General features: G+C 31.5%; 17 protein-coding genes. 6 read left to right on the forward strand and 11 right to left on the reverse strand.

Annotation, left to right across the window (positions count from 1 at the left end; all coding sequences use genetic code 11):
- Nucleotides 1-17: 17 nt before the first annotated feature.
- Genes VCM48_RS11115 through VCM48_RS11135 form a run of 5 tightly spaced genes read right to left on the reverse strand, consistent with a single transcriptional unit; the run spans nucleotide 18 to nucleotide 5,652 of the window.
- Complete coding sequence (locus tag VCM48_RS11115; RefSeq protein ID WP_274639017.1) at nucleotides 18-1,508, reverse strand: cellulose synthase family protein; 1,491 nt, start codon at nucleotides 1,506-1,508, stop codon at nucleotides 18-20.
- On the reverse strand, nucleotides 1,508-2,215 hold the full coding sequence (locus VCM48_RS11120) for a glycosyltransferase family 2 protein (protein WP_274639018.1): 708 nt from the start codon (nucleotides 2,213-2,215) through the stop codon (nucleotides 1,508-1,510). Before VCM48_RS11120 ends, VCM48_RS11115 begins: the two co-directional genes overlap by 1 nt.
- 3 nt (nucleotides 2,216-2,218) lie before the next feature.
- Complete coding sequence (locus VCM48_RS11125; protein ID WP_440120530.1) at nucleotides 2,219-2,695, reverse strand: toxin-antitoxin system YwqK family antitoxin; 477 nt, start codon at nucleotides 2,693-2,695, stop codon at nucleotides 2,219-2,221.
- The gene (locus tag VCM48_RS11130; RefSeq protein ID WP_482270550.1) at nucleotides 2,685-4,307 is read right to left on the reverse strand and encodes a 4Fe-4S binding protein; all 1,623 of its coding nucleotides are present in this window, start codon (nucleotides 4,305-4,307) and stop codon (nucleotides 2,685-2,687) included. Before VCM48_RS11130 ends, VCM48_RS11125 begins: the two co-directional genes overlap by 11 nt.
- A 1-nt stretch (nucleotide 4,308) precedes the next feature.
- Nucleotides 4,309-5,652, reverse strand: coding sequence for an NAD(P)/FAD-dependent oxidoreductase (locus tag VCM48_RS11135; RefSeq protein ID WP_482270551.1), 1,344 nt, complete (start codon nucleotides 5,650-5,652; stop codon nucleotides 4,309-4,311).
- A gap of 138 nt (nucleotides 5,653-5,790) precedes the next feature.
- Here VCM48_RS11135 and VCM48_RS11140 point away from each other — a divergent pair, with 138 nt between their 5' ends.
- From VCM48_RS11140 to VCM48_RS11150, 3 genes are read left to right on the forward strand one after another with little or no spacing between them, the layout of a single operon-like run.
- Nucleotides 5,791-6,660 carry a transporter gene (locus tag VCM48_RS11140; protein ID WP_482270552.1) on the forward strand — a complete coding sequence of 290 codons (870 nt, stop codon included), beginning with the start codon at nucleotides 5,791-5,793 and terminating at the stop codon, nucleotides 6,658-6,660.
- Between the two features lie 21 nt (nucleotides 6,661-6,681).
- Nucleotides 6,682-7,689, forward strand: coding sequence for a glycoside hydrolase family 113 (locus VCM48_RS11145; RefSeq protein ID WP_482270553.1), 1,008 nt, complete (start codon nucleotides 6,682-6,684; stop codon nucleotides 7,687-7,689).
- Nucleotides 7,673-8,971 (forward strand): POTRA domain-containing protein, encoded by a 1,299-nt coding sequence (locus VCM48_RS11150; protein WP_482270554.1) that lies wholly within the window; start codon nucleotides 7,673-7,675, stop codon nucleotides 8,969-8,971. Before VCM48_RS11145 ends, VCM48_RS11150 begins: the two co-directional genes overlap by 17 nt.
- A 113-nt stretch (nucleotides 8,972-9,084) precedes the next feature.
- On the opposite strand, the gene VCM48_RS11155 is transcribed toward VCM48_RS11150, so the two are convergent.
- From VCM48_RS11155 to VCM48_RS11175, 5 genes are all read right to left on the reverse strand, one after another.
- Nucleotides 9,085-11,178, reverse strand: a complete 2,094-nt coding sequence (locus VCM48_RS11155) for a S46 family peptidase (protein ID WP_482270555.1) — start codon at nucleotides 11,176-11,178, stop codon at nucleotides 9,085-9,087.
- Nucleotides 11,179-11,268: 90 nt separating this feature from the next.
- Entirely contained in the window at nucleotides 11,269-12,153 is an 885-nt protein-coding gene (locus VCM48_RS11160) for a sterol desaturase family protein (protein ID WP_482270556.1), read from the reverse strand.
- A 38-nt stretch (nucleotides 12,154-12,191) separates the two neighbouring features.
- Nucleotides 12,192-13,184 (reverse strand): inorganic phosphate transporter, encoded by a 993-nt coding sequence (locus tag VCM48_RS11165; RefSeq protein ID WP_482270557.1) that lies wholly within the window; start codon nucleotides 13,182-13,184, stop codon nucleotides 12,192-12,194.
- Nucleotides 13,185-13,301: 117 nt separating this feature from the next.
- A complete protein-coding gene (locus tag VCM48_RS11170) occupies nucleotides 13,302-14,048 on the reverse strand; it encodes a uroporphyrinogen-III synthase (RefSeq protein ID WP_274639028.1) in 747 nt (248 codons plus the stop codon).
- Between the two features lie 14 nt (nucleotides 14,049-14,062).
- On the reverse strand, nucleotides 14,063-14,701 hold the full coding sequence (locus tag VCM48_RS11175) for a DUF4271 domain-containing protein (protein ID WP_420802974.1): 639 nt from the start codon (nucleotides 14,699-14,701) through the stop codon (nucleotides 14,063-14,065).
- Between the two features lie 77 nt (nucleotides 14,702-14,778).
- Between VCM48_RS11175 and VCM48_RS11180 the strand changes: the two genes are divergently transcribed.
- Genes VCM48_RS11180 through VCM48_RS11190 form a run of 3 tightly spaced genes read left to right on the forward strand, consistent with a single transcriptional unit; the run spans nucleotide 14,779 to nucleotide 17,335 of the window.
- Nucleotides 14,779-15,501 carry a polyprenol monophosphomannose synthase gene (locus tag VCM48_RS11180; RefSeq protein ID WP_482270558.1) on the forward strand — a complete coding sequence of 241 codons (723 nt, stop codon included), beginning with the start codon at nucleotides 14,779-14,781 and terminating at the stop codon, nucleotides 15,499-15,501.
- Nucleotides 15,502-15,505: 4 nt separating this feature from the next.
- A complete protein-coding gene (locus tag VCM48_RS11185) occupies nucleotides 15,506-16,843 on the forward strand; it encodes a dihydroorotase (protein WP_482270559.1) in 1,338 nt (445 codons plus the stop codon).
- Nucleotides 16,844-17,335 carry a DUF4296 domain-containing protein gene (locus VCM48_RS11190; RefSeq protein ID WP_482270560.1) on the forward strand — a complete coding sequence of 164 codons (492 nt, stop codon included), beginning with the start codon at nucleotides 16,844-16,846 and terminating at the stop codon, nucleotides 17,333-17,335.
- A 1-nt stretch (nucleotide 17,336) separates the two neighbouring features.
- On the opposite strand, the gene VCM48_RS11195 is transcribed toward VCM48_RS11190, so the two are convergent.
- On the reverse strand, nucleotides 17,337-18,338 hold the full coding sequence (locus VCM48_RS11195) for an SDR family oxidoreductase (RefSeq protein WP_482270561.1): 1,002 nt from the start codon (nucleotides 18,336-18,338) through the stop codon (nucleotides 17,337-17,339).
- Between the last annotated feature and the right edge of the window lie 46 nt (nucleotides 18,339-18,384).

Here is an 18,384-nt window from a genome sequence, read left to right on the forward strand (position 1 = left end):
TTTTTTAAAAAAGGCATCTAAGCTTTTGAGAAAATGGATTTAAAAAAGACGTATCCAAAGCCAACAAATAACATCAGGTGAAAAGGGAACAAACCAAAATCTCCACCCTGATCACCAACCGTAAAAGCACTATACATACCAAAAGCAAAGTATAAAGCTAACAAACCTTCTATAATTACATGTAAAGAAGGCCTTTTACGAATGTATTTATTGTTTTTCCAACTATCTTTTAAAGAGTTAATATTGAATTTAGGTGTTCTTACAAATTCACTTTTTTTACCTAAATGACCTTCCAATACAGCAATCGTATTGTGTAAAGAGAAGCCCATAGCAATAGAGAAAAAAGCAAAAAAGGCACCAATATATTTGATAAAATTCCAAAAGCCGCCACCATAAGTTCTTTTATACATAAACCAGTAACAAATAAAGAAAATAAAGGTACTTACAATGAAAAAACTCATTACTAAAAAGTAAATTTTTAAATGAGCGTATTCATTTTTAATATATAGCATAGGTATACTTAAAACAGCAACTAAAAATATGCAAGTAAACATAGAGCTATTTAGTAAGTGTAGCGTTCCATGAAGTTTTGTTTTAAAAGGAATATTAGAACTTGTAATAATCCTCTTTAACATTTTCTGAAAATTCTCTGCCCCTCCTTTATTCCATCTAAACTGCTGAGAGCGAGCAGCACTAATAACTACAGGTAATTCAGCAGGAGTAACTACATTCTCTAAATATTTAAACTTCCAGTTTTTTAATTGAGCTCGGTAGCTTAAATCTAAATCCTCAGTTAATGTATCACCCTCCCAGTTTCCAGCATCATATATACATTCTTTACGCCAAATACCCGCAGTACCATTAAAATTGATAAAATGTCCTTGACTGTTTCTACCTACTTGCTCCAGTGTAAAATGTGCATCTAAAGCAAAGGCCTGAATTTTTGTTAAGGTTGAATAGTTTCTATTAATGTGTCCCCAACGAGTTTGTACTACCCCTATTTCAGGATCTTTAAAATATGGAACGGTTTCCAGTAACCAATTTTCTTTAGGTAAAAAGTCAGCATCAAAAATAGCAATGAATTCTCCTTTAGCCGTTTTAAGTCCTTCTTTTAGAGCACCAGCTTTGAAACCTTGACGATTTTCACGTCGAATATGTTGAATGTCTAAACCTGTTTTTTGAAGCTCTTTAATTTGTGCAGCTGTACTCTCAACTGATTCATCAGTAGAATCATCTAATACTTGAATTTCTAACCTTTCGTGTGGATAATCTAACTTGGCAATGTTGTTTAATAAACGCTCCATTACATAAAGTTCATTATAAACAGGTAACTGTATTGTTACATACGGAACTTTGTTAATATCAGATACATCTAATGTAGGGATGTTTTCTTTTTTTTTCTGAGCTTTTAAATAATTGATAAGTAGATTTAACTGTGCTATAGCGTATAGCAGTATAAGTACTAGTGATATAGTGTATAGCGTAATTATTATGTATTCTAAGACCATTATTTAAAGCTATATTTAAAGATCCAACCTAAAATTTTTATGCCGGCTAATATACTACCTTTTACAGTTCCTGAAACCTTTGAAACGCCAATTCTATTTCTATATTTCATTGGAATTTCTGTATAAGATAATTTTTGTTTTAAAGCCTTTAATTGCATCTCTACTGTCCAACCATACGTTTTATCTTCCATGTTTAAAGCAAGTAATTTATCGTACTTAATGGCTCTAAAAGGACCTAAATCTGTAAAAGTTGCACCAAAAAATAATCTCATTAAAAAGGTTGCTAGCCAATTACCAAAAACTTGTTGAGGAGTCATAGAACCCTTTTCTCGTAGTCGTTGTACACGAGCACCAATTACAAAATCAATATCATCATTTATTATTGGAGCTATAAGTTCGGTGAGTTGTTCAGGGTAATCAGAATAATCACCATCTAAAAAAACAATAATATCAGGTTTGTTGTTTGGGTTTTTTATAGAAGATGAAGCTATGTACTCCATTCCTTTTAAGCAAGCGTAACCGTAGCCTTTTCTATCTTCGGTGAGTACAGTAGCTCCTGCATTTTTAGCATTAACTTCAGTGTTATCTGTTGAATTGTTACTAATAACAATTACCTCGTTTACCAAAGAGGGAATATCATTAATTACATGTACAATTGAATCTTGTTCGTTATATGCGGGGATGATAACTTTTATAAGTGGATTCATTTATTATTTTAAGTCGTTGAGATTGTTTTCTTCTGCAAAAGAAGACAAATTATTCCATTCTTTTAACTTTACTCCTTCTTTAAACTTTACAGCTTTTGTTAATTTATGTTTCTTGTATAATAAGCAGTATCCGTTTTTTTTATTGTTTTTGATTTGACACTTTTGATAAGTGTTTTCTTTTTTACTATAAAAAATCCACCATTTGCTTTGAATACCATTAACAAAGTGCCCTTCCTTTTCTCTAGAAGAATTTTCACGATAAAAGTACCAGTATTTTACAGGAAGATTACTTTTAAATCTACCTTCTTTTTTTATGTTTCCATTTTTATAATAGAAGATCCAATAATCGGTTTTCTGATTATTTTCAAGCCAACCTTCTTTCTTTAATGTTCCGTTTTCATAGAATGATTTATGATATATTTTCTGTCCTACTAAAGAGAAAGTAACAAAAAAGCATACTATGAAAACATTATTTTTCATTCACTAATTTCATTAAATCTACATCGTTACCTAATAAAATTTCTGTTGGATTAATACGCCCTTTTTCTGGACCATTTTCTAGCTTTAAAACTCCACGAGGACATACCGCCGAACAAATTCCACATCCAACACAACTTGCACGAACAATATTTTCTCCTTTTTGGGCGTATGCTCGCACATCAATACCTTGCTCACAATACGTAGAACAATTTCCGCAAGAAATACATTGTCCTCCATTAGTAGTAATTCTGAAACGAGATTTAAAACGTTGAACAATTCCTAAATAAGCGGCCAACGGACAACCAAAACGACACCAAACACGATTCCCAAAAATTGGATAAAATCCAGTACCAATAACTCCTGCAAACCAAGCACCTATTAAAAAGCTATACGTGTCTTTAATCCATTGAGAATTAATTCCAAGGAAAGATTGTGCTCCAGTAAAGTAACAGTATAACGTTACAATGGTCATTACTAAAGAAAATACCAAAACACTATGTATTAACCAACGTTCTAGCTTCCATGCATTCAAACTTTTGTTAGAGTGCTGGCGATATGGGTCACCCAAAGTTTCTGCTAAACCACCACAACCACAAACCCAAGAACAATACCATCTTTTTCCGAAGAAATATACCATTACAGGAACAATGATAAGTGTAAGTACTATACCCCAAACTAAAATAAATAAACCAATAGCTCCACTGTTTCTTAAGCTATCTAAATTCCACTCAAAAAAGAAATCATAGTCTAACGGAAAAGCATTTTTAAAATCATATCCAGGCATATTTAAACTGGTCATTATTTCTGGAATAAGGAAGGCAAATACAATTTGGAAGAATAATACAGAAGTTGTTCTAATAACTTGATATTTATTGTGTCTGTATTTTATATACATTCTTACTCCCATGGTAAGCATAATTACACAGTATAAAAAACCATATACGAACCACTGACTTGCTTCTCCACCGTTTAAAAACTTACTAATAGGATCTAATATAAAGGTCCAGTTAACAACATAGTCAGGAAAAAAATAAAGTAATAAGTAAAATACTACCAGATAAATTAAAACTAACCAAGCTATCCAACCACGGTTTGTGCTTGCTTCTAAATAAATGCCGTTGTTTTTTATTCCTTTAGGCCCTAGTAAAATGAAATTAGGAAGTATAAATAATAGCGCTCCGAAAATACCTAAACCAAAAGTGAGTAACCATAACAAGCCAGAGTTGTTTTTAACAAAACCATTACCTGATTTTTTAGCTAATTCATAACTCAACGTATGGGGTTTGCCATAAATTAAATATTGGTATTGTTCACCTTTTTTATCCCAGTTCTTTTCAGTATCGTATTTAGTAATTAGAGTATTGTAATGATTGTTAGATGCTTCGTAAGCATTTCTAACTCGGCTAGAAAACTCAAAAATATTTAAGCTTTCATCGGTAACGATGGCTTTGCTAAGTTCATCTTTTATAATTTCACTTTTATACCCTTTTTCAGTAATGAATGAGTCTAATTTTGATTGACTTAAATTAAAAGAGCCTGTAAAAATTACTCCTGAAAAAATGATTAACCCTATTAAGAATAGTAGTAACCCTGTTTGCTTTATTATTCTCATTTTAAACTCTACTGAAAATTCTTTTCCAGCTTTTCTTTTTTAATTGAATATTGGTGTTGTTTTCTTTGTTGAATTTTGCCACAATTTCTGACTCATGAAGTTTGTAAAATTCAGGGTCGAAGTTGGCATCTGCTAAATGCTCTAAAACATAGTTTACAGATTGCTTCTCATTCAAAACTTTGTCAAAAAACTCATGACGCATTCGTATTCCTAATGTATTTATACCAAGGAATTCTTGCGTGTTTTTATCATAGTTAATTCGAATACATTTTTTACCACTCTCGTGTTCCCAGTAAAAATGAGCTTCATTTTCTTTAGGTTGCGGCCATACCCAACCATAGGTTTGGTATTCAATATCAATAAATTTTGCAGAGTTAAACCAATGACCTGGTTTGTATTCAATTCGGTTGCCACAAATAGTTTGCGCAACAGTTTCCCCCATCATTCTACCAGTATACCAAACAGCTTCAATAGGACGACGTAAACCAATTGCTTCGTGTTGTTCTGCACAATCACCTATAGCATACACATCTTTGATGTTGGTTTCTAAAAAACGATTGACTTTAACTCCCCTACCAAGCTCAATTTCCGAGCCTTTTAAAAAATCAACATTTGGAGAAACACCAGCAGTCAAACCAACAACATTACAAGGTATTTCTTCACCGGTTTCTTCAATAATTACAGATTCAACTTGTCCGTTTTCATCTGATTTTATCTCCTTCAAGTTTACGCCTAATCGTAAATCGATATGATTTTCTGTAATTTCACGATTTATCATGGCAGATTCTTCTTTGGGTAACACTTTGTCCCAAAAACTATTTTCACGAACTAGAAAGGTAACAGGAATATTTCTACTATGAAGCATTTCGGCAAGTTCAATACCAATTAAACCTCCACCAACAATTACAGCTCTTTTACACACATCATTATTTGGGGCGTATTTTTCAAGAGCATCTAAATCTTGTTTATGATACATTCCCATAACACCTTTTAAATCTTGACCAGGCCAACCAAATTTGTTAGGCTTTGAACCGGTAGCAATAATTAATTTATCGTAAGACAATTTCTCTCCGGTACTAAACTCTACCTCCTTTTCTGATGAATATACTTTTGAAATAAAACCATTTTTAAGGTTGATTCTGTTTTTCTTCCAAAACCAAGATTCGTATGGCTGTGTATGTTCAAACTTCATGTGTCCCATGTACACATACATTAAAGCAGTTCTTGAAAAGAACTCATCAGTCTCAGAAGAAATAATGGTAATTTTTTTGTCTGATAATTTTCTGATATGCCTTGCGGCTGTAACTCCAGAAATTCCATTACCAATAATAACAACGTGCTCCATAAATGTTGATTTGCAGTTTAGGTCGTTGCTAAAGTTAAGAACTTAATGAAGGAGTTAAATTTAGAATCATTTTAAATAAAAGGGTTTTGTAAGTGGAGTTTTTTTAAGGCGACCTATGATTTATATAAAATTCATCATATGAAACGACAGTTAATAAGCTTTTCAATTTTATTCTTTTTGGTAGTGCAAATTTCAAATGCTCAAGAAGATAAAGTAGAAAAATCAAACATTCAAACGTATACACCATCTAAGCTTTTAAACAATGGACAATGGGATATTAAATGGTTTAATAACTTGTATACAGAAACAAAATTTGCTGATGCCAATGGTAATAATAAATCAAAGTTAAGAGAAAACTACTTTACTTCAACGTTGGAAGCCTTTACAGGAATTTCGGAAAACAATCGTATTAATATAGGAGCAATTATTGAGTTTCGTTCTAATACAATTGGTGGTCGCCAAGCATTATCAGTATTCAGTTTAAAAGACAATCCAAATACAGAGAGAAAAGGAATTACATCATTTGCACCAGCTATTAAGTTCCAACCATTAAAAAATGTAGGAAACTTTTCAGTTCAATCAGCAGTACATATTCCTTTAGTTAGCAATGAAACAGAAAATGGTGTGTTTTTGGATCAAACAGCTTGGACTTTTCAAAATCGATTCTTTTATGATTATACTTTTTCTAATGGAAAATGGCAGTTGTTTACAGAGTTAAATACAGAGTATAATTTTGGGGATGAGGATAGTTTTGCCAACAATACTTTTTTATTAGCTCCAGGAATCTTCTTTAGTTATTTTCCAAATGAAAAGTCTACAGTTTTGGCTTTTACACAGCATTCACAAAGGTTTGGAGATTTTACACAAGATTATACAGCTTTAGGTTTAGGAGGAAAATATCAAATCACTAAGACTTTAAACTTAGAAGTATTGTATAGTAATTTTGTTAGAGGAACAAACAATGGCTTAGGACAAAGTTTTAATTTAGGAATCCGAGCATTATTTTAAAAATAGTAAATTAGAGGAGTAATGAAAACTCTAAAACTCTTTTTATTAAGTTTAATCATTTTTTGTAGCTCTTGTACGAGTCAGTCAAAAAAGATAAACGGAATTAGTTTTGTTGCTTCTTCAAAAGAAATAACAAACCAACATATTGATGATGTAAAAAAGGTATCAGCAAATTATGTTACACTAATGCCTTTTGGTTTTGTTAAAAATTTATCATCTCCTAAAGTAATTTACAATTCCAAAAATCAATGGTTTGGAGAAACAAAAGAAGGCGTAAAACAATATGCTAGAGAGTTTCAACAAAGTAAGATAAAGATTATGTTGAAACCACAAATTTGGGTTTGGAATGGTGTTTATACAGGAGCTATAAAAATGAATTCTGAAGCTAAATGGATGGAGTTAGAGGAGTCTTATGAGAATTTCATTCTTGCTTTTGCCAAAGTAGCAGAAGAAATAAATGCAGAAATTTTTTGTATTGGTACAGAATTGGAGCAGTTTGTGAAAAACAGACCTCAGTATTGGCAAAAACTCATAAAAAAAATCAGAAAAGTATATTCAGGGAAATTGACTTATGCTGCAAACTGGGATGAGTTTAAGCGAGTAAGTTTTTGGAAAGATTTAGACTTTATAGGAATTGATGCTTATTTTCCGTTAAGTGATCAGAAATCTCCAAGTATAACAGATTTAGAAAGAGGATGGCAACCGCACAAAAATGAAGTTATTCAGGTACAAAGTAAGTTCAAGAAACCTGTTCTATTCACTGAGTACGGGTATAGAAGTGTAAATTTTACAGGGAAAGAACCATGGAACTCAGGAAGAATTAAAGGAGATGTAAATTTAGAAAATCAACAAAAAGCATTACAAGCTCTGTATAATCAGTTTTGGAAAGAAGATTGGTTTGCTGGCGGTTTTGTTTGGAAATGGTTTCATAATCATAAAGAAGTAGGAGGTCAAGAGAACAATCGGTTTACACCACAAAACAAACCAGCAGAATTGACTATAAAAAAGATGTATGAAAGTAGTAGGTAAGAAGTATGATAAGCAACACTTATTTCTTCTAAAAACAATAATTTTTGCAGTGTTTTGGTTGTCTGTAAACAGCTATTCACAAGAAAGAAGAATAGAAAAAATCACTTTTTTAGGAGCCAAAAAAACTAAAAAACATGTTTTAAGGAGGATATTGAGTTCAAAAGAAAATAATGTACTTGATTCAATTGTACTGAAGAATGATATGACTCGCTTAAAGCGCTTACCAGCAATTTCTAATGCATATTTTAAAGCATCATGTTCTGATAATAAATGTAATGTTGTTGTAACGGTAGAAGAGAACTTTACAATAATTCCTGAAATTAACTTTCACAAAACAATTAATCAAAAACTGGCTTACAGAATTGGAGTTGGTGAGTATAATTTTTTAGGAAGAAATATTGTTTTAGGTGGGTTTTATCAATACAACGGATTTGATTCTTACGGAGTTAACTTTAGAGCTCCCACATTGTTTTCAGCAAAATGGGGGTTAGCATTAAATCATCAAAACTGGACAAGTGAAGAACCATTGTATTTTGATGATGAATCAGCTAATTATAAATATCAGAATATCTCTTATGAAGCTTTGGCTTTATATCAGCACGATTTTAAAAATCAGTTCCAATTTGGAATTAACTTTTTTAAGGAAAAGTATAATTATTTAAACGGAAGTACTTCATCGGATGTTCCAACTGAGTTAAACATAGATAAAAAACTGTTGAAGCTAATTTATACTTTTGATAATTTAGATTATCATTATCAATACATCAACGGGTTTAAAAATGAGTTTCATGGACAATATGTAACATCGGAGAATAAATATCAAAATGACTTTTTAATTTTTTGGAATGACTTATTTTACTTTAAAAGACTAGGTGAAAAAGGAAATTGGGCAAATAGATTACGAGTTGGTTTGTCATCTAATAATGATACTCCATTTGCTCCATTCGCTTTAGATAATAATTTAAATTTAAGAGGCGTTGGTATTTTAGTTGATAGAGGTACAGGAAGCATTGTTTTAAATACAGAGTATCGCTATACTTTGTATGAAAAAAAATGGTTTGTTTTGCAAGGAAATGTCTTTACTGATGTTGGAACTTGGCGAAAGCCTGGAGGAGCGTTAAGCGATTTTGTAAATAGTGATAATGTTAGAATGTATTCTGGTATTGGTTTGCGTTTTATTAATAAAAAAATATTCAATGCAGTTTTTAGAATTGATTATGGACATGGACTTACAAAGAATGCATCAAAAGGATTTGTATTTGGGATAGGTCAATATTTTTAATCGCAGGACGATAGCCAAGAGTCCAATCTCCAAGGTTTGTTTATTTGTATAAAAAAACGAGGTTGTAAAATACAAACCTCGCTTTTTGAGTTATTTCTACGTAGAAAAATAGTTTATTTTTTCTTAGGGTGTACTAATTTCATTTCTTCAATTAAGTGCTTTGCTCCTGCATATTTATCAACAATAAATAATACATAACGAACATCTACCATAATATTTCTACAAATTTCTGGATCGTAATTCATGTCACTCATCGTTCCTTCCCATACACGGTCAAAGTTTAAACCAATCAAGTTTCCATGTGCATCAATAGCAGGACTTCCTGAGTTACCGCCTGTGGTATGGTTAGTTCCTAAGAAACATACAGGTACTTTTCCGTTTTTATCAGTGTATTGCCCAAAGTCTTTAGCGTCGTATAAATCACGTAATTTTTTTGGAACATCAAATTCATAATCTCCAGGAACATACTTTTCAATAACTCCGTCTAAATAACTTACAGGATTATAGTATACAGCATCTCTAGGCGAGTATCCACGAACTTGACCGTAAGTAACACGCAAAGTACTGTTAGCATCTGGAAAATAGCGTGCATTAGGTAACGCTTCCATTAATGCTTTCATGTATGTTTTTTGTAAGGTTGTAATTGGCTGATTTTTTTGCTGAAACTCAGGATTGATTTTAGTATAAAACTCTTCAATCATAGGTTTTGCATATTGGTAAGCAGCATCCTTGTTTAAGTTTTTAACCACCTTTTTAGCATCACCTTCTAATAATTGTAAAGCTTTGTCTAAATCAATAAAACTTGTTTTGTCGTAAATAGAAGCATCTACATTAGTAGGATTGTATAAAGGCATCACATTTTTAAACACACCTTTGTCTACATTTACATCAAAGTTTTTATGAATTCCTTTAATTCTATTGATTAATGAAGTTTTTGCATCTTCAAATTTTTCAGGTTTATTTAAGGCTACCTGTTCTAATTGATACGCTCTAAAAGTCATTTGCATTAACTCGTTAGTCACCAAGAAAACTTCAATAAAATTTCTTCTTTTAATATTGATATCAGCAAAATCGGCATATAACTTTTCAAACTCAGGAAGAATATTTCCGTAGTTTTTTTCTAACCCTTTTTCTTTTAATGCTTTTTTGAAAGTAGCTTCAAAAGCTTGACGCTCTGCAATAGCATTACTTTTTTTAATACCTAAGTTTTCACCAATCCATTTTTTCCAAGCGTTTGCAATACGTGCTTGCTTTGAAGCGTATTTAATACGAACAGCATCGCTCGCTTTCATTTGTGCATCAATTTCTTTCAATGCAGCTTCACGAATAGCAATATTACTTGGGTTAAATTCTTGTGTAATATGCTTAATAGCAACGGCTGGTAAATATTCATTAGTACGACCTGGAAATCCAAAAACCATAGTAAAATCACCTTCTTCAATTCCGTCTAAAGAAACTGGTAAAAAGTGCTTTGGTTTGTAAGGAACGTTGTCTTTACTGTATTTAGCAGGACGATTGTTTTTATCAGCATAAATTCTGAATAATGAAAAATCTCCCGTATGACGTGGGAAAACCCAGTTATCTGTATCACTACCAAATTTTCCAATACTACTTGGTGGTGCTCCTACTAAACGAACATCTTCAAATTTTTCAGTAACAAATAAGAAATATTGATTTCCTTTGTAAAAAGGCTTTACCTTACTATTTTGCCAAGTCTCTTTTTTTACTGATTTAGTAATTTCATTGATGTTTTTATCAATAGTGGATTGTTTTTCACGTTCAGTCATTGCGTTGTTAACTCCATTTAAAGCTTTGGTAGTTACATCGTCAATACGAACAATAAACTCAACATATAAACCTTTGTTAGGCAATTCTTCTTTTTTACTCATTGCCCAAAAACCATCTTTTAAATAATCGTTTTCTAAAGATGAGTGTGATTGAATTTGTCCGAAACCACAGTGGTGATTGGTTAAAATTAATCCTTCAGGAGAAACTACTTCACTAGTACAACCTCCATTAAAGTGCCCAATAGCATCTTTTAAACTTGAGTTGTTTACATCGTAAATGTCTTTTGCGGTAAGTTTACTTCCTAAAGAGGTCATTTCTTGTTCGTTCATTCCTTCTAAAAGCGAAGGAATCCACATGCCACCTTGTTGTGCAGTAACTTGAACGACAATAAATAAGAATAGAATTTTTATGTACTTCATTTGTTTGTTTTTAAAAAGCTAAAGATACAAATTGGTAGTAAAATAGCTTATTGAAAGTATGAAGTAATAGGTTAAAAAAGACTTAAAACATTATTTCTTTCCTATAGGATAGAGTTCTTGGTGGATGAAGTCTTTTGGGAATTTTTCATCCCCGTCAAAACCTAACTCAATATCACGTCCATTGTAAGGAATGTAGTTGGTTTTAAAAATGTAGTCCCATATACTTAGTGTAATACCAAAGTTAACACCCATTCTTCTTTCTGGTGGAAGCTCTTTAGCATGATGCCAAATATGCATTCTAGGATTATTTAAAATATACTTTAACCAACCATAATCCCAATTAATATTGGCGTGATTTAAGTGTCCAATAGTAATGTTGAAAAAGTGAACAATAGCAACGTCTTGTGCTGTGAATCCGCCCATAATAGCTAGCGGAATATATTTCATTGAGTTGTATACCACAGGTTCCATCCAGTGATAACGAAGGTGTGCTGCAAACCCCATTTGTTTTACGGAATGATGTACTTTGTGAAAGTTCCATAAAAATTCATATCTGTGGAGTAAAGTATGTGTGAACCACTGTACAAAATCAATAATGATAAAAAATACGGTGATTCTTGCCCAATAGGGAAATGTATTAATATCAAACAATTGAAAACTAGCAACTGATAAACCAACTAGACCAAGGATATCATTAAATAACTGCTCTGCTGTGTTTGATAAAGCAATAAGGACTATAAGATTTAATAAAAAGAAATTGAAAAACATGTAAAAAGTATCCAGCCAAAAATCTTTACGAAATAAAGGTTGGTTTTTACGCCAAGGAAACACAATTTCTAATGCCCAAACAACAAGAGAAATTATGATTAAACCATAAAAATAATTCTCCCAGTTTAACTCCATAAGTACTGACTGCTTAATGTAATTCCAGTAACCAGTATATGAGTTTTTTATAATGTCTATGTACTTGTCCATAAAGAATCTAAAAGTAGCAATTACAAAATATAAATTAGTTAAATTATTTCTAAGATTTTAAAAATTACCGCGCTTATAATAGCTGCTATGGGTAAAGTAAGTATCCACGATAGTAAAATGTTAGTAATCACTTTGTAATTAGCTTTTTTGGTAACAGTTCCTATACCAAACAAAGAGCCAACGGATACATGTGTAGTGGAAACAGGTAAGCCATGTATACTGGCAGTAGTTGCAAGTAGCCCAGTAACAATATTAGCAGTAAACCCTTGACCAGAATTCATTTTAGTAATTTTTTTACTCATAGTTTCACCTACATTTTTTGCGTTTAACAATCCGCCCAAAGCCATAGTTACTGCAATTAATATCATACTCCATTTTAAGTCAATGCTATTGGCAATAATTAACAAACCTACAATTTTCGGAGTATCATTTAATCCTCTAGCAAAACTAACAACACCCGAACTCAAATAATGTAAACTATTTAAGATCTTTACAGAAGAAAAGCTAAATAAAGTTGGGTTATTTTTATTTAAGCTTGGAATTTGTTTTCGTATAAACTTAAAAATAAGATAAACGATTAGGCTTAAAATGGTAGCTATTAAAGGACTAACAATTAAAGGGAAAAGAAAAGTACTAATCAGTAATTTAAAATTAAAAGTATTACCTACAGCTATAATTCCTGTGCCAAATAAAGCTCCAACTAAACTATGTGTAGTAGAAATAGGCATTCCTATTTTTGTAGCTAAAAATACGGTGATAGCTGCTCCCATAGCGATGGATATGGCAAATATTGGTGTTTGAATCAAATCATTTGGAACTAAACCCTTTCCTGAGAAGTTTTTTACTAATTCATCTGCCAAAAAAATTGCTGCTACAGAACCAGAAAGGGTAGTTAAGGTAGCCCAATTAATAGCTTTCTTGAAATTGGTTGTCCCTGATCCAAATAGCGTAGCAACACCTTTAAAATTGTCATTTGCTCCATTACTATATGCAAGAAAACTAGCAGCTAAAAAAAGTAGTAAAAAAATCATAAGTTTAATTTAAGTATGACTCCTTTGACGGTAGAGTTAAATTAAACTTACATGTGTAAACTTAAACAGCCATCAAAGTATTTTTGATGGCTGTTTAAGTTGCTAAAAACAAATAAATTACTTCTTGTTAGCTTCTTTAATATATTTTTCTAAAGCCATTGTCATTGAAGGTGTTTCAGGTGTTGGTGCAGCAATATCTACACGTAACCCTCTATCTTCAACAGCTTTAATGGTAGTGTTACCAAACACGGCTATTCGAGTATTATTTTGTTTGAAGTCAGGAAAGTTTTTAAATAAACTATCAATTCCAGACGGGCTAAAGAATACTAAAATATCATAAAAAACATCTTCTAAGTCAGATAAATCACTTACAACAGTACGGTATAAATCTGCTCGTTTCCAATCTACACCTAGTTTATCTAGTTCATCAGGAATTAAAGGTTTTAACTTATCCGAAGAAGGAAGTAAAAACTTTTCATCTTTATGTTTCTTAATTAATTTAGTTAATTCAGGAAACGTTCTGTTACCAACATAAATTTTACGTTTACGGTACACAACGTATTTCTGCAAATAATAAGCGACAGCTTCAGACTGGCAGAAATACTTCATATCATCAGGAACTGTAAAGCGCATTTCTTCAGCAATTCTAAAAAAATGATCAACAGCATTTCTACTTGTAAGTATGATTGCTGTGTAATTGTTTAAATCAACCTTTTGAGCTCTAACCTCTTTAACAGGAATTCCCTCGACATGAATAAACGATCGAAAGTCAACCTTAACCTTTTGCTTTTCCGCCAAATCAAAATATGGCGATGTTTCTGTTTTCGGTTTAGGTTGAGAGACTAAAATAGTTTTAACTTTCATAAACTTTCTCTTTATTACGTAGTTGTTGTTTTATAAAGAATTAATAGCGGTGCTATTTCAAGGGTGCAAAAGTACAAAATAAAATAAAACAACTTGCTAATTACAAGCTTTTTATTATTTGTTAAAATTAAAAAAGCCCTAAAAATAAGCAAGATACCGAAAGAATAAACTAAAAAAAGTTTGTTTGTAAAAGTGTATTGGTACAGTATAATAAATGGAAGTAACCATATGCTAAGAACATATAAATAACCTGATTTTGTATGTAAAAAATAGCTAACAATTGATGATAAACCTAAAGTGTTTGCTAAAGCATAATCTATTAAAAAACGAAGTAAAAAATACAGAATAACAAATAGTAGTAACCCTAAAAAAGCTAAAAAGCTATGAGAGTATATCTCTGATACTAAAATTAAGAATAGAAACAGAGAAATAACAATTGATGAAAAAGAAAATAAGAGCAATTTAAAAGGGGTGAAAAAAGAAGCTCCTTCTTCGGTTCTTTTATGAAAAAAACCAGGAGTTATAAAAGCAATAGTATACCCGTATAACTTAGTAGGTTTTAACGCTTTCATCATAGCCAATAAAACAATAGCCAATACAATAACTAAAGTAATCCAACTATCATGGTTTGTAATTCGTTCTATTGCTTGCAATTGCTTTTATACTTTTTAATTAACACAAAATTAGTAATAAATAAGTGTATCTTTGCCCAGATTTATATGAAAATTACATGAAGTCAGACGCTTTAGTCATAATTCCTACGTATAACGAGAAAGAAAATATCGAAGCTATTATTCGAGCAACTTTTAGTCAAGAAAAGGTATTTCATGTATTGGTTGTTGATGATAATTCTCCTGATGGAACAGCAACAATAGTAGAAAACTTACAAAATGAATTTCCAAGTCAACTTTTTATTGAAAAAAGAGAAGGAAAAAGCGGTTTAGGTACTGCATACATTCATGGATTTAAATGGGCAATTTCTAATAAATATGATTATATCATAGAAATGGATGCCGATTTTTCACATAACCCTAACGATTTAATTCGACTGTATAATGAATGCGCTAATGAAGGAGTAGATGTAGCTATTGGGTCAAGGTATTCGGTGGGAGTTAATGTAGTTAACTGGCCAATGAGCAGGGTTCTATTATCATATTTTGCATCAAAGTATGTACGACTAATCACCAGAATGCCTATTCATGATACTACTGCAGGGTTTGTATGCTATAAAAGAAAAGTGCTAGAAACAATCAAGTTAGATAAAGTTAAGTTTGTAGGCTATGCATTTCAAATAGAAATGAAATACAAGGCATGGAAGCATAAATTTAACATTAAAGAGGTTTCAGTTATTTTTACTGATAGAGTCCTAGGAAAGTCAAAGCTAAGCAAAGGAATCATTAAAGAAGCTGTCTTCGGTGTGATAAAAATGAGAATTAACGGATTACCAAAATAACAACATGCAATCATATTTAATTAAAAACGCACAAATCGTTAACGAAAACAAGGTTTTTAAAGGCGATGTTTTAATAGAAGGAGAATTTATTAAGGAGGTAGGAGAAAACATAATTCCTACCGATGATGTATTAATGGTTGATGCGGAAGGAAAGTTCTTAATTCCTGGTATGATTGATGACCAAGTACATTTTCGTGAACCAGGTTTAACACATAAAGCTAATATTGCTACAGAAAGTAAGGCAGCAATTGCTGGAGGAATTACATCGTTTATAGAAATGCCGAATACGGTACCTCAAGCCACAACTCAAGAATTATTAGCAGATAAGTTTGATATTGCAAGTAAAACATCATACGCAAACTATTCGTTTATGTTTGGTGGAACGAATGATAATTTAGAAGAATTGTTAAAAACAAACCCTAAAGATGTTGCGGGTATCAAGTTGTTTTTAGGTTCTTCAACAGGAAACATGTTGGTAGATAATGAAGAGGTTCTAGAGAAAATATTTTCTTCAACTAAAATGTTAATCTCTGTACATTGTGAAGATGAAGCAACTATTAGAAAAAACACAGAAGAGTATAAAGCAAAATATGGAGATGATATTCCTGTAAAATATCACCCGTTAATTCGTAGTGAAGAAGCTTGTTATTTATCTTCTTCAAGAGCAATTGAATTAGCAAAGAAAACAGGTGCACGTTTACATATTTTCCACTTATCTACAGAAAAAGAAACGCATTTATTTAGAAATGATATTCCATTAGAAGAAAAGCAAATTACTGCTGAGGTTTGTGTACATCACTTATGGTTTACAGATGCTGATTATGACAAAAAAGGAACACACATTAAGTGGAATCCTGCTGTGAAAACACAAAAAGATAAAGATGGTTTATGGAAAGCCTTGTTAGATGATAGAATTGATATCATTGCAACTGACCATGCACCACATACTTTAGAAGAAAAAGATAACGTATATACAAAAGCACCTAGTGGAGGACCGTTAGTACAACATGCAGTTACAGCTGTTTTAGAAAAGGTGAAAGAAGGAGTGTTGCCAATAGAAAAAGCGGTAGAGAAGATGAGTCACAACCCAGCAAAAATCTTCAAAATTGAAAAAAGAGGTTTTATAAAAGAAGGTTTTTATGCTGATTTAGTTTTAGTTGACGCTGATAAAAAATGGACAGTAGATAAAGAAAGTTTACTGTATAAATGTGGATGGTCACCGTTTGAAGGAGTTGAGTTTTCAAATCAAATAACACATACATTTGTAAACGGAAACTTAATGTATAACGAGGGAGTTTTTAACGAAGAAATTAAAGGAAAACGATTATTATTTAACAGATAAATGAAGTCTTTTTTTTACATATGTATTGGTTTGCTTTTGGTGTCGTGTACTAGTAATACGATATACAAAAAGCCTGAAAACTTAATTCCGAAAGATTCTATGGTTTCGTTATTAACTGATATGTATATAGCCTCTTCTGCTAAAAATCAAAAAAACAAATTTTTAAAACGAGAAAAGAACTATATGTTTTTGGTATACGAAAAGTATAGAATTGATAGTACTCGTTTTGATGCTAGTAATACATATTATACTTCTAAGGTTGATGAGTATGCAGAAATCTTAAAAAAAGTAAAAAATAATATTGATTTATTAGACAGTTTATACAGAAAAAAGCAGGAAGTTCAAGACTCAATAAAAGGAATTAAAAAAGGAGACAAACTAAAAAGAGATACAGTTTTAGATAAGGAACTATTGTTGGATGATGCTCCTAAAGAGTTAATAAAAAGAGAAGATAGAGAGTTTGAAAAAAAAGGCTTAAAGAAGATTAAGTAATTTACTTTTTAAACTCTTTAGAAACTCTAGTAATTACATTATTAATAGGCTCAAATTCAAAATCAAGTTGTTCTGTAATTTTTTTAGAAGTATAGAACGATTTATTATGTGCAGATTTAGCAGAGTTTTTAGTTAACAAAGGTTCTTTACCTGTAAGTTTTGTTAAAAGCCAATCCACTCTCCAAAATATTGAAGTAATCAGTTTTCCAACTTTCTTTGAAGGTCTTTTTTTATTCAGATTATCAGCAATACTTAATAGAACATCTTTAAACGATTTGTTTTCCGAAACAAGAATAAAACGTTCATTTTTTATATCAGAGTCCATTAGGTTTATCATTGCTTTTACGACATCATATACTCCAACAAAACCAGTAATGCCTTCTGTGTAAAACGTTAAGCCATTATTTATTTGGGTAAACATTTTCCCAGAACCTTCATTCCAAAAGCCACCACCCAGAATTACTCCAGGATTCACAATTACTACATTTAAATCTTCTTGGCTACCTCTCCAAACTTCCATTTCAGCACCATACTTGGTAATAGCATATCCATGATTTTCATCATCATCTACCCACTCATTTTCTTCATTAATAGGTTTTCCATTAATAGCATTACCAACCGCAGCGATAGAGCTTACAAAACAGAATTTATCTACATTAGCATTAATAGCAAAATTAATAAGGTTAGCAGTTCCTTCAATATTCACTTGGCGCATTTTCCTATAATCCTTTGGATTAAAAGAAACTAATGCAGCACAATGATAAACTTGTGTAACGTTATTAAATACAGGCTCTAGTGAAGGGGTATCGGTAATGTCAGCTTGTACCCATTCAATTTTTGAAAAATACTGTTGTACATTATCGGTATAAAAAGAAAAGATTTTTTTAACATGTTCACGCTTTTTTTCAGTTCTAAAAATAGCTCGAATCTTGTCGTTTTTTTGGCTTAAATGATATAATAAATGTGAGCCTACTAAACCTGTTCCTCCTGTAACTAAAATCATAAAGCGAATTTAGTTTATTTTGGTTGATAAACTTATCTTTGCTTCT

This window comes from Tenacibaculum sp. DPLXC6 (assembly GCF_056815515.1).

Excerpts from the sequence above, each read along its gene's own strand:
- VCM48_RS11195 (WP_482270561.1), bottom strand. The coding sequence starts at position 18,338 with ATGATTTTAGTTACAGGAGGAACAGGTTTAGTAGGCTCACATTTATTA.
- VCM48_RS11115 (WP_274639017.1), bottom strand. The coding sequence starts at position 1,508 with ATGGTCTTAGAATACATAATAATTACGCTATACACTATATCACTAGTA.
- VCM48_RS11120 (WP_274639018.1), bottom strand. The coding sequence starts at position 2,215 with ATGAATCCACTTATAAAAGTTATCATCCCCGCATATAACGAACAAGAT.
- VCM48_RS11145 (WP_482270553.1), top strand. The coding sequence starts at position 6,682 with ATGAAAACTCTAAAACTCTTTTTATTAAGTTTAATCATTTTTTGTAGC.
- VCM48_RS11130 (WP_482270550.1), bottom strand. The coding sequence starts at position 4,307 with ATGAGAATAATAAAGCAAACAGGGTTACTACTATTCTTAATAGGGTTA.
- VCM48_RS11135 (WP_482270551.1), bottom strand. The coding sequence starts at position 5,652 with ATGGAGCACGTTGTTATTATTGGTAATGGAATTTCTGGAGTTACAGCC.
- VCM48_RS11190 (WP_482270560.1), top strand. The coding sequence starts at position 16,844 with ATGAAGTCTTTTTTTTACATATGTATTGGTTTGCTTTTGGTGTCGTGT.
- VCM48_RS11185 (WP_482270559.1), top strand. The coding sequence starts at position 15,506 with ATGCAATCATATTTAATTAAAAACGCACAAATCGTTAACGAAAACAAG.
- VCM48_RS11165 (WP_482270557.1), bottom strand. The coding sequence starts at position 13,184 with ATGATTTTTTTACTACTTTTTTTAGCTGCTAGTTTTCTTGCATATAGT.
- VCM48_RS11180 (WP_482270558.1), top strand. The coding sequence starts at position 14,779 with ATGAAGTCAGACGCTTTAGTCATAATTCCTACGTATAACGAGAAAGAA.
- VCM48_RS11125 (WP_440120530.1), bottom strand. The coding sequence starts at position 2,695 with ATGAAAAATAATGTTTTCATAGTATGCTTTTTTGTTACTTTCTCTTTA.
- VCM48_RS11170 (WP_274639028.1), bottom strand. The coding sequence starts at position 14,048 with ATGAAAGTTAAAACTATTTTAGTCTCTCAACCTAAACCGAAAACAGAA.
- VCM48_RS11160 (WP_482270556.1), bottom strand. The coding sequence starts at position 12,153 with ATGGACAAGTACATAGACATTATAAAAAACTCATATACTGGTTACTGG.
- VCM48_RS11155 (WP_482270555.1), bottom strand. The coding sequence starts at position 11,178 with ATGAAGTACATAAAAATTCTATTCTTATTTATTGTCGTTCAAGTTACT.
- VCM48_RS11140 (WP_482270552.1), top strand. The coding sequence starts at position 5,791 with ATGAAACGACAGTTAATAAGCTTTTCAATTTTATTCTTTTTGGTAGTG.
- VCM48_RS11150 (WP_482270554.1), top strand. The coding sequence starts at position 7,673 with ATGAAAGTAGTAGGTAAGAAGTATGATAAGCAACACTTATTTCTTCTA.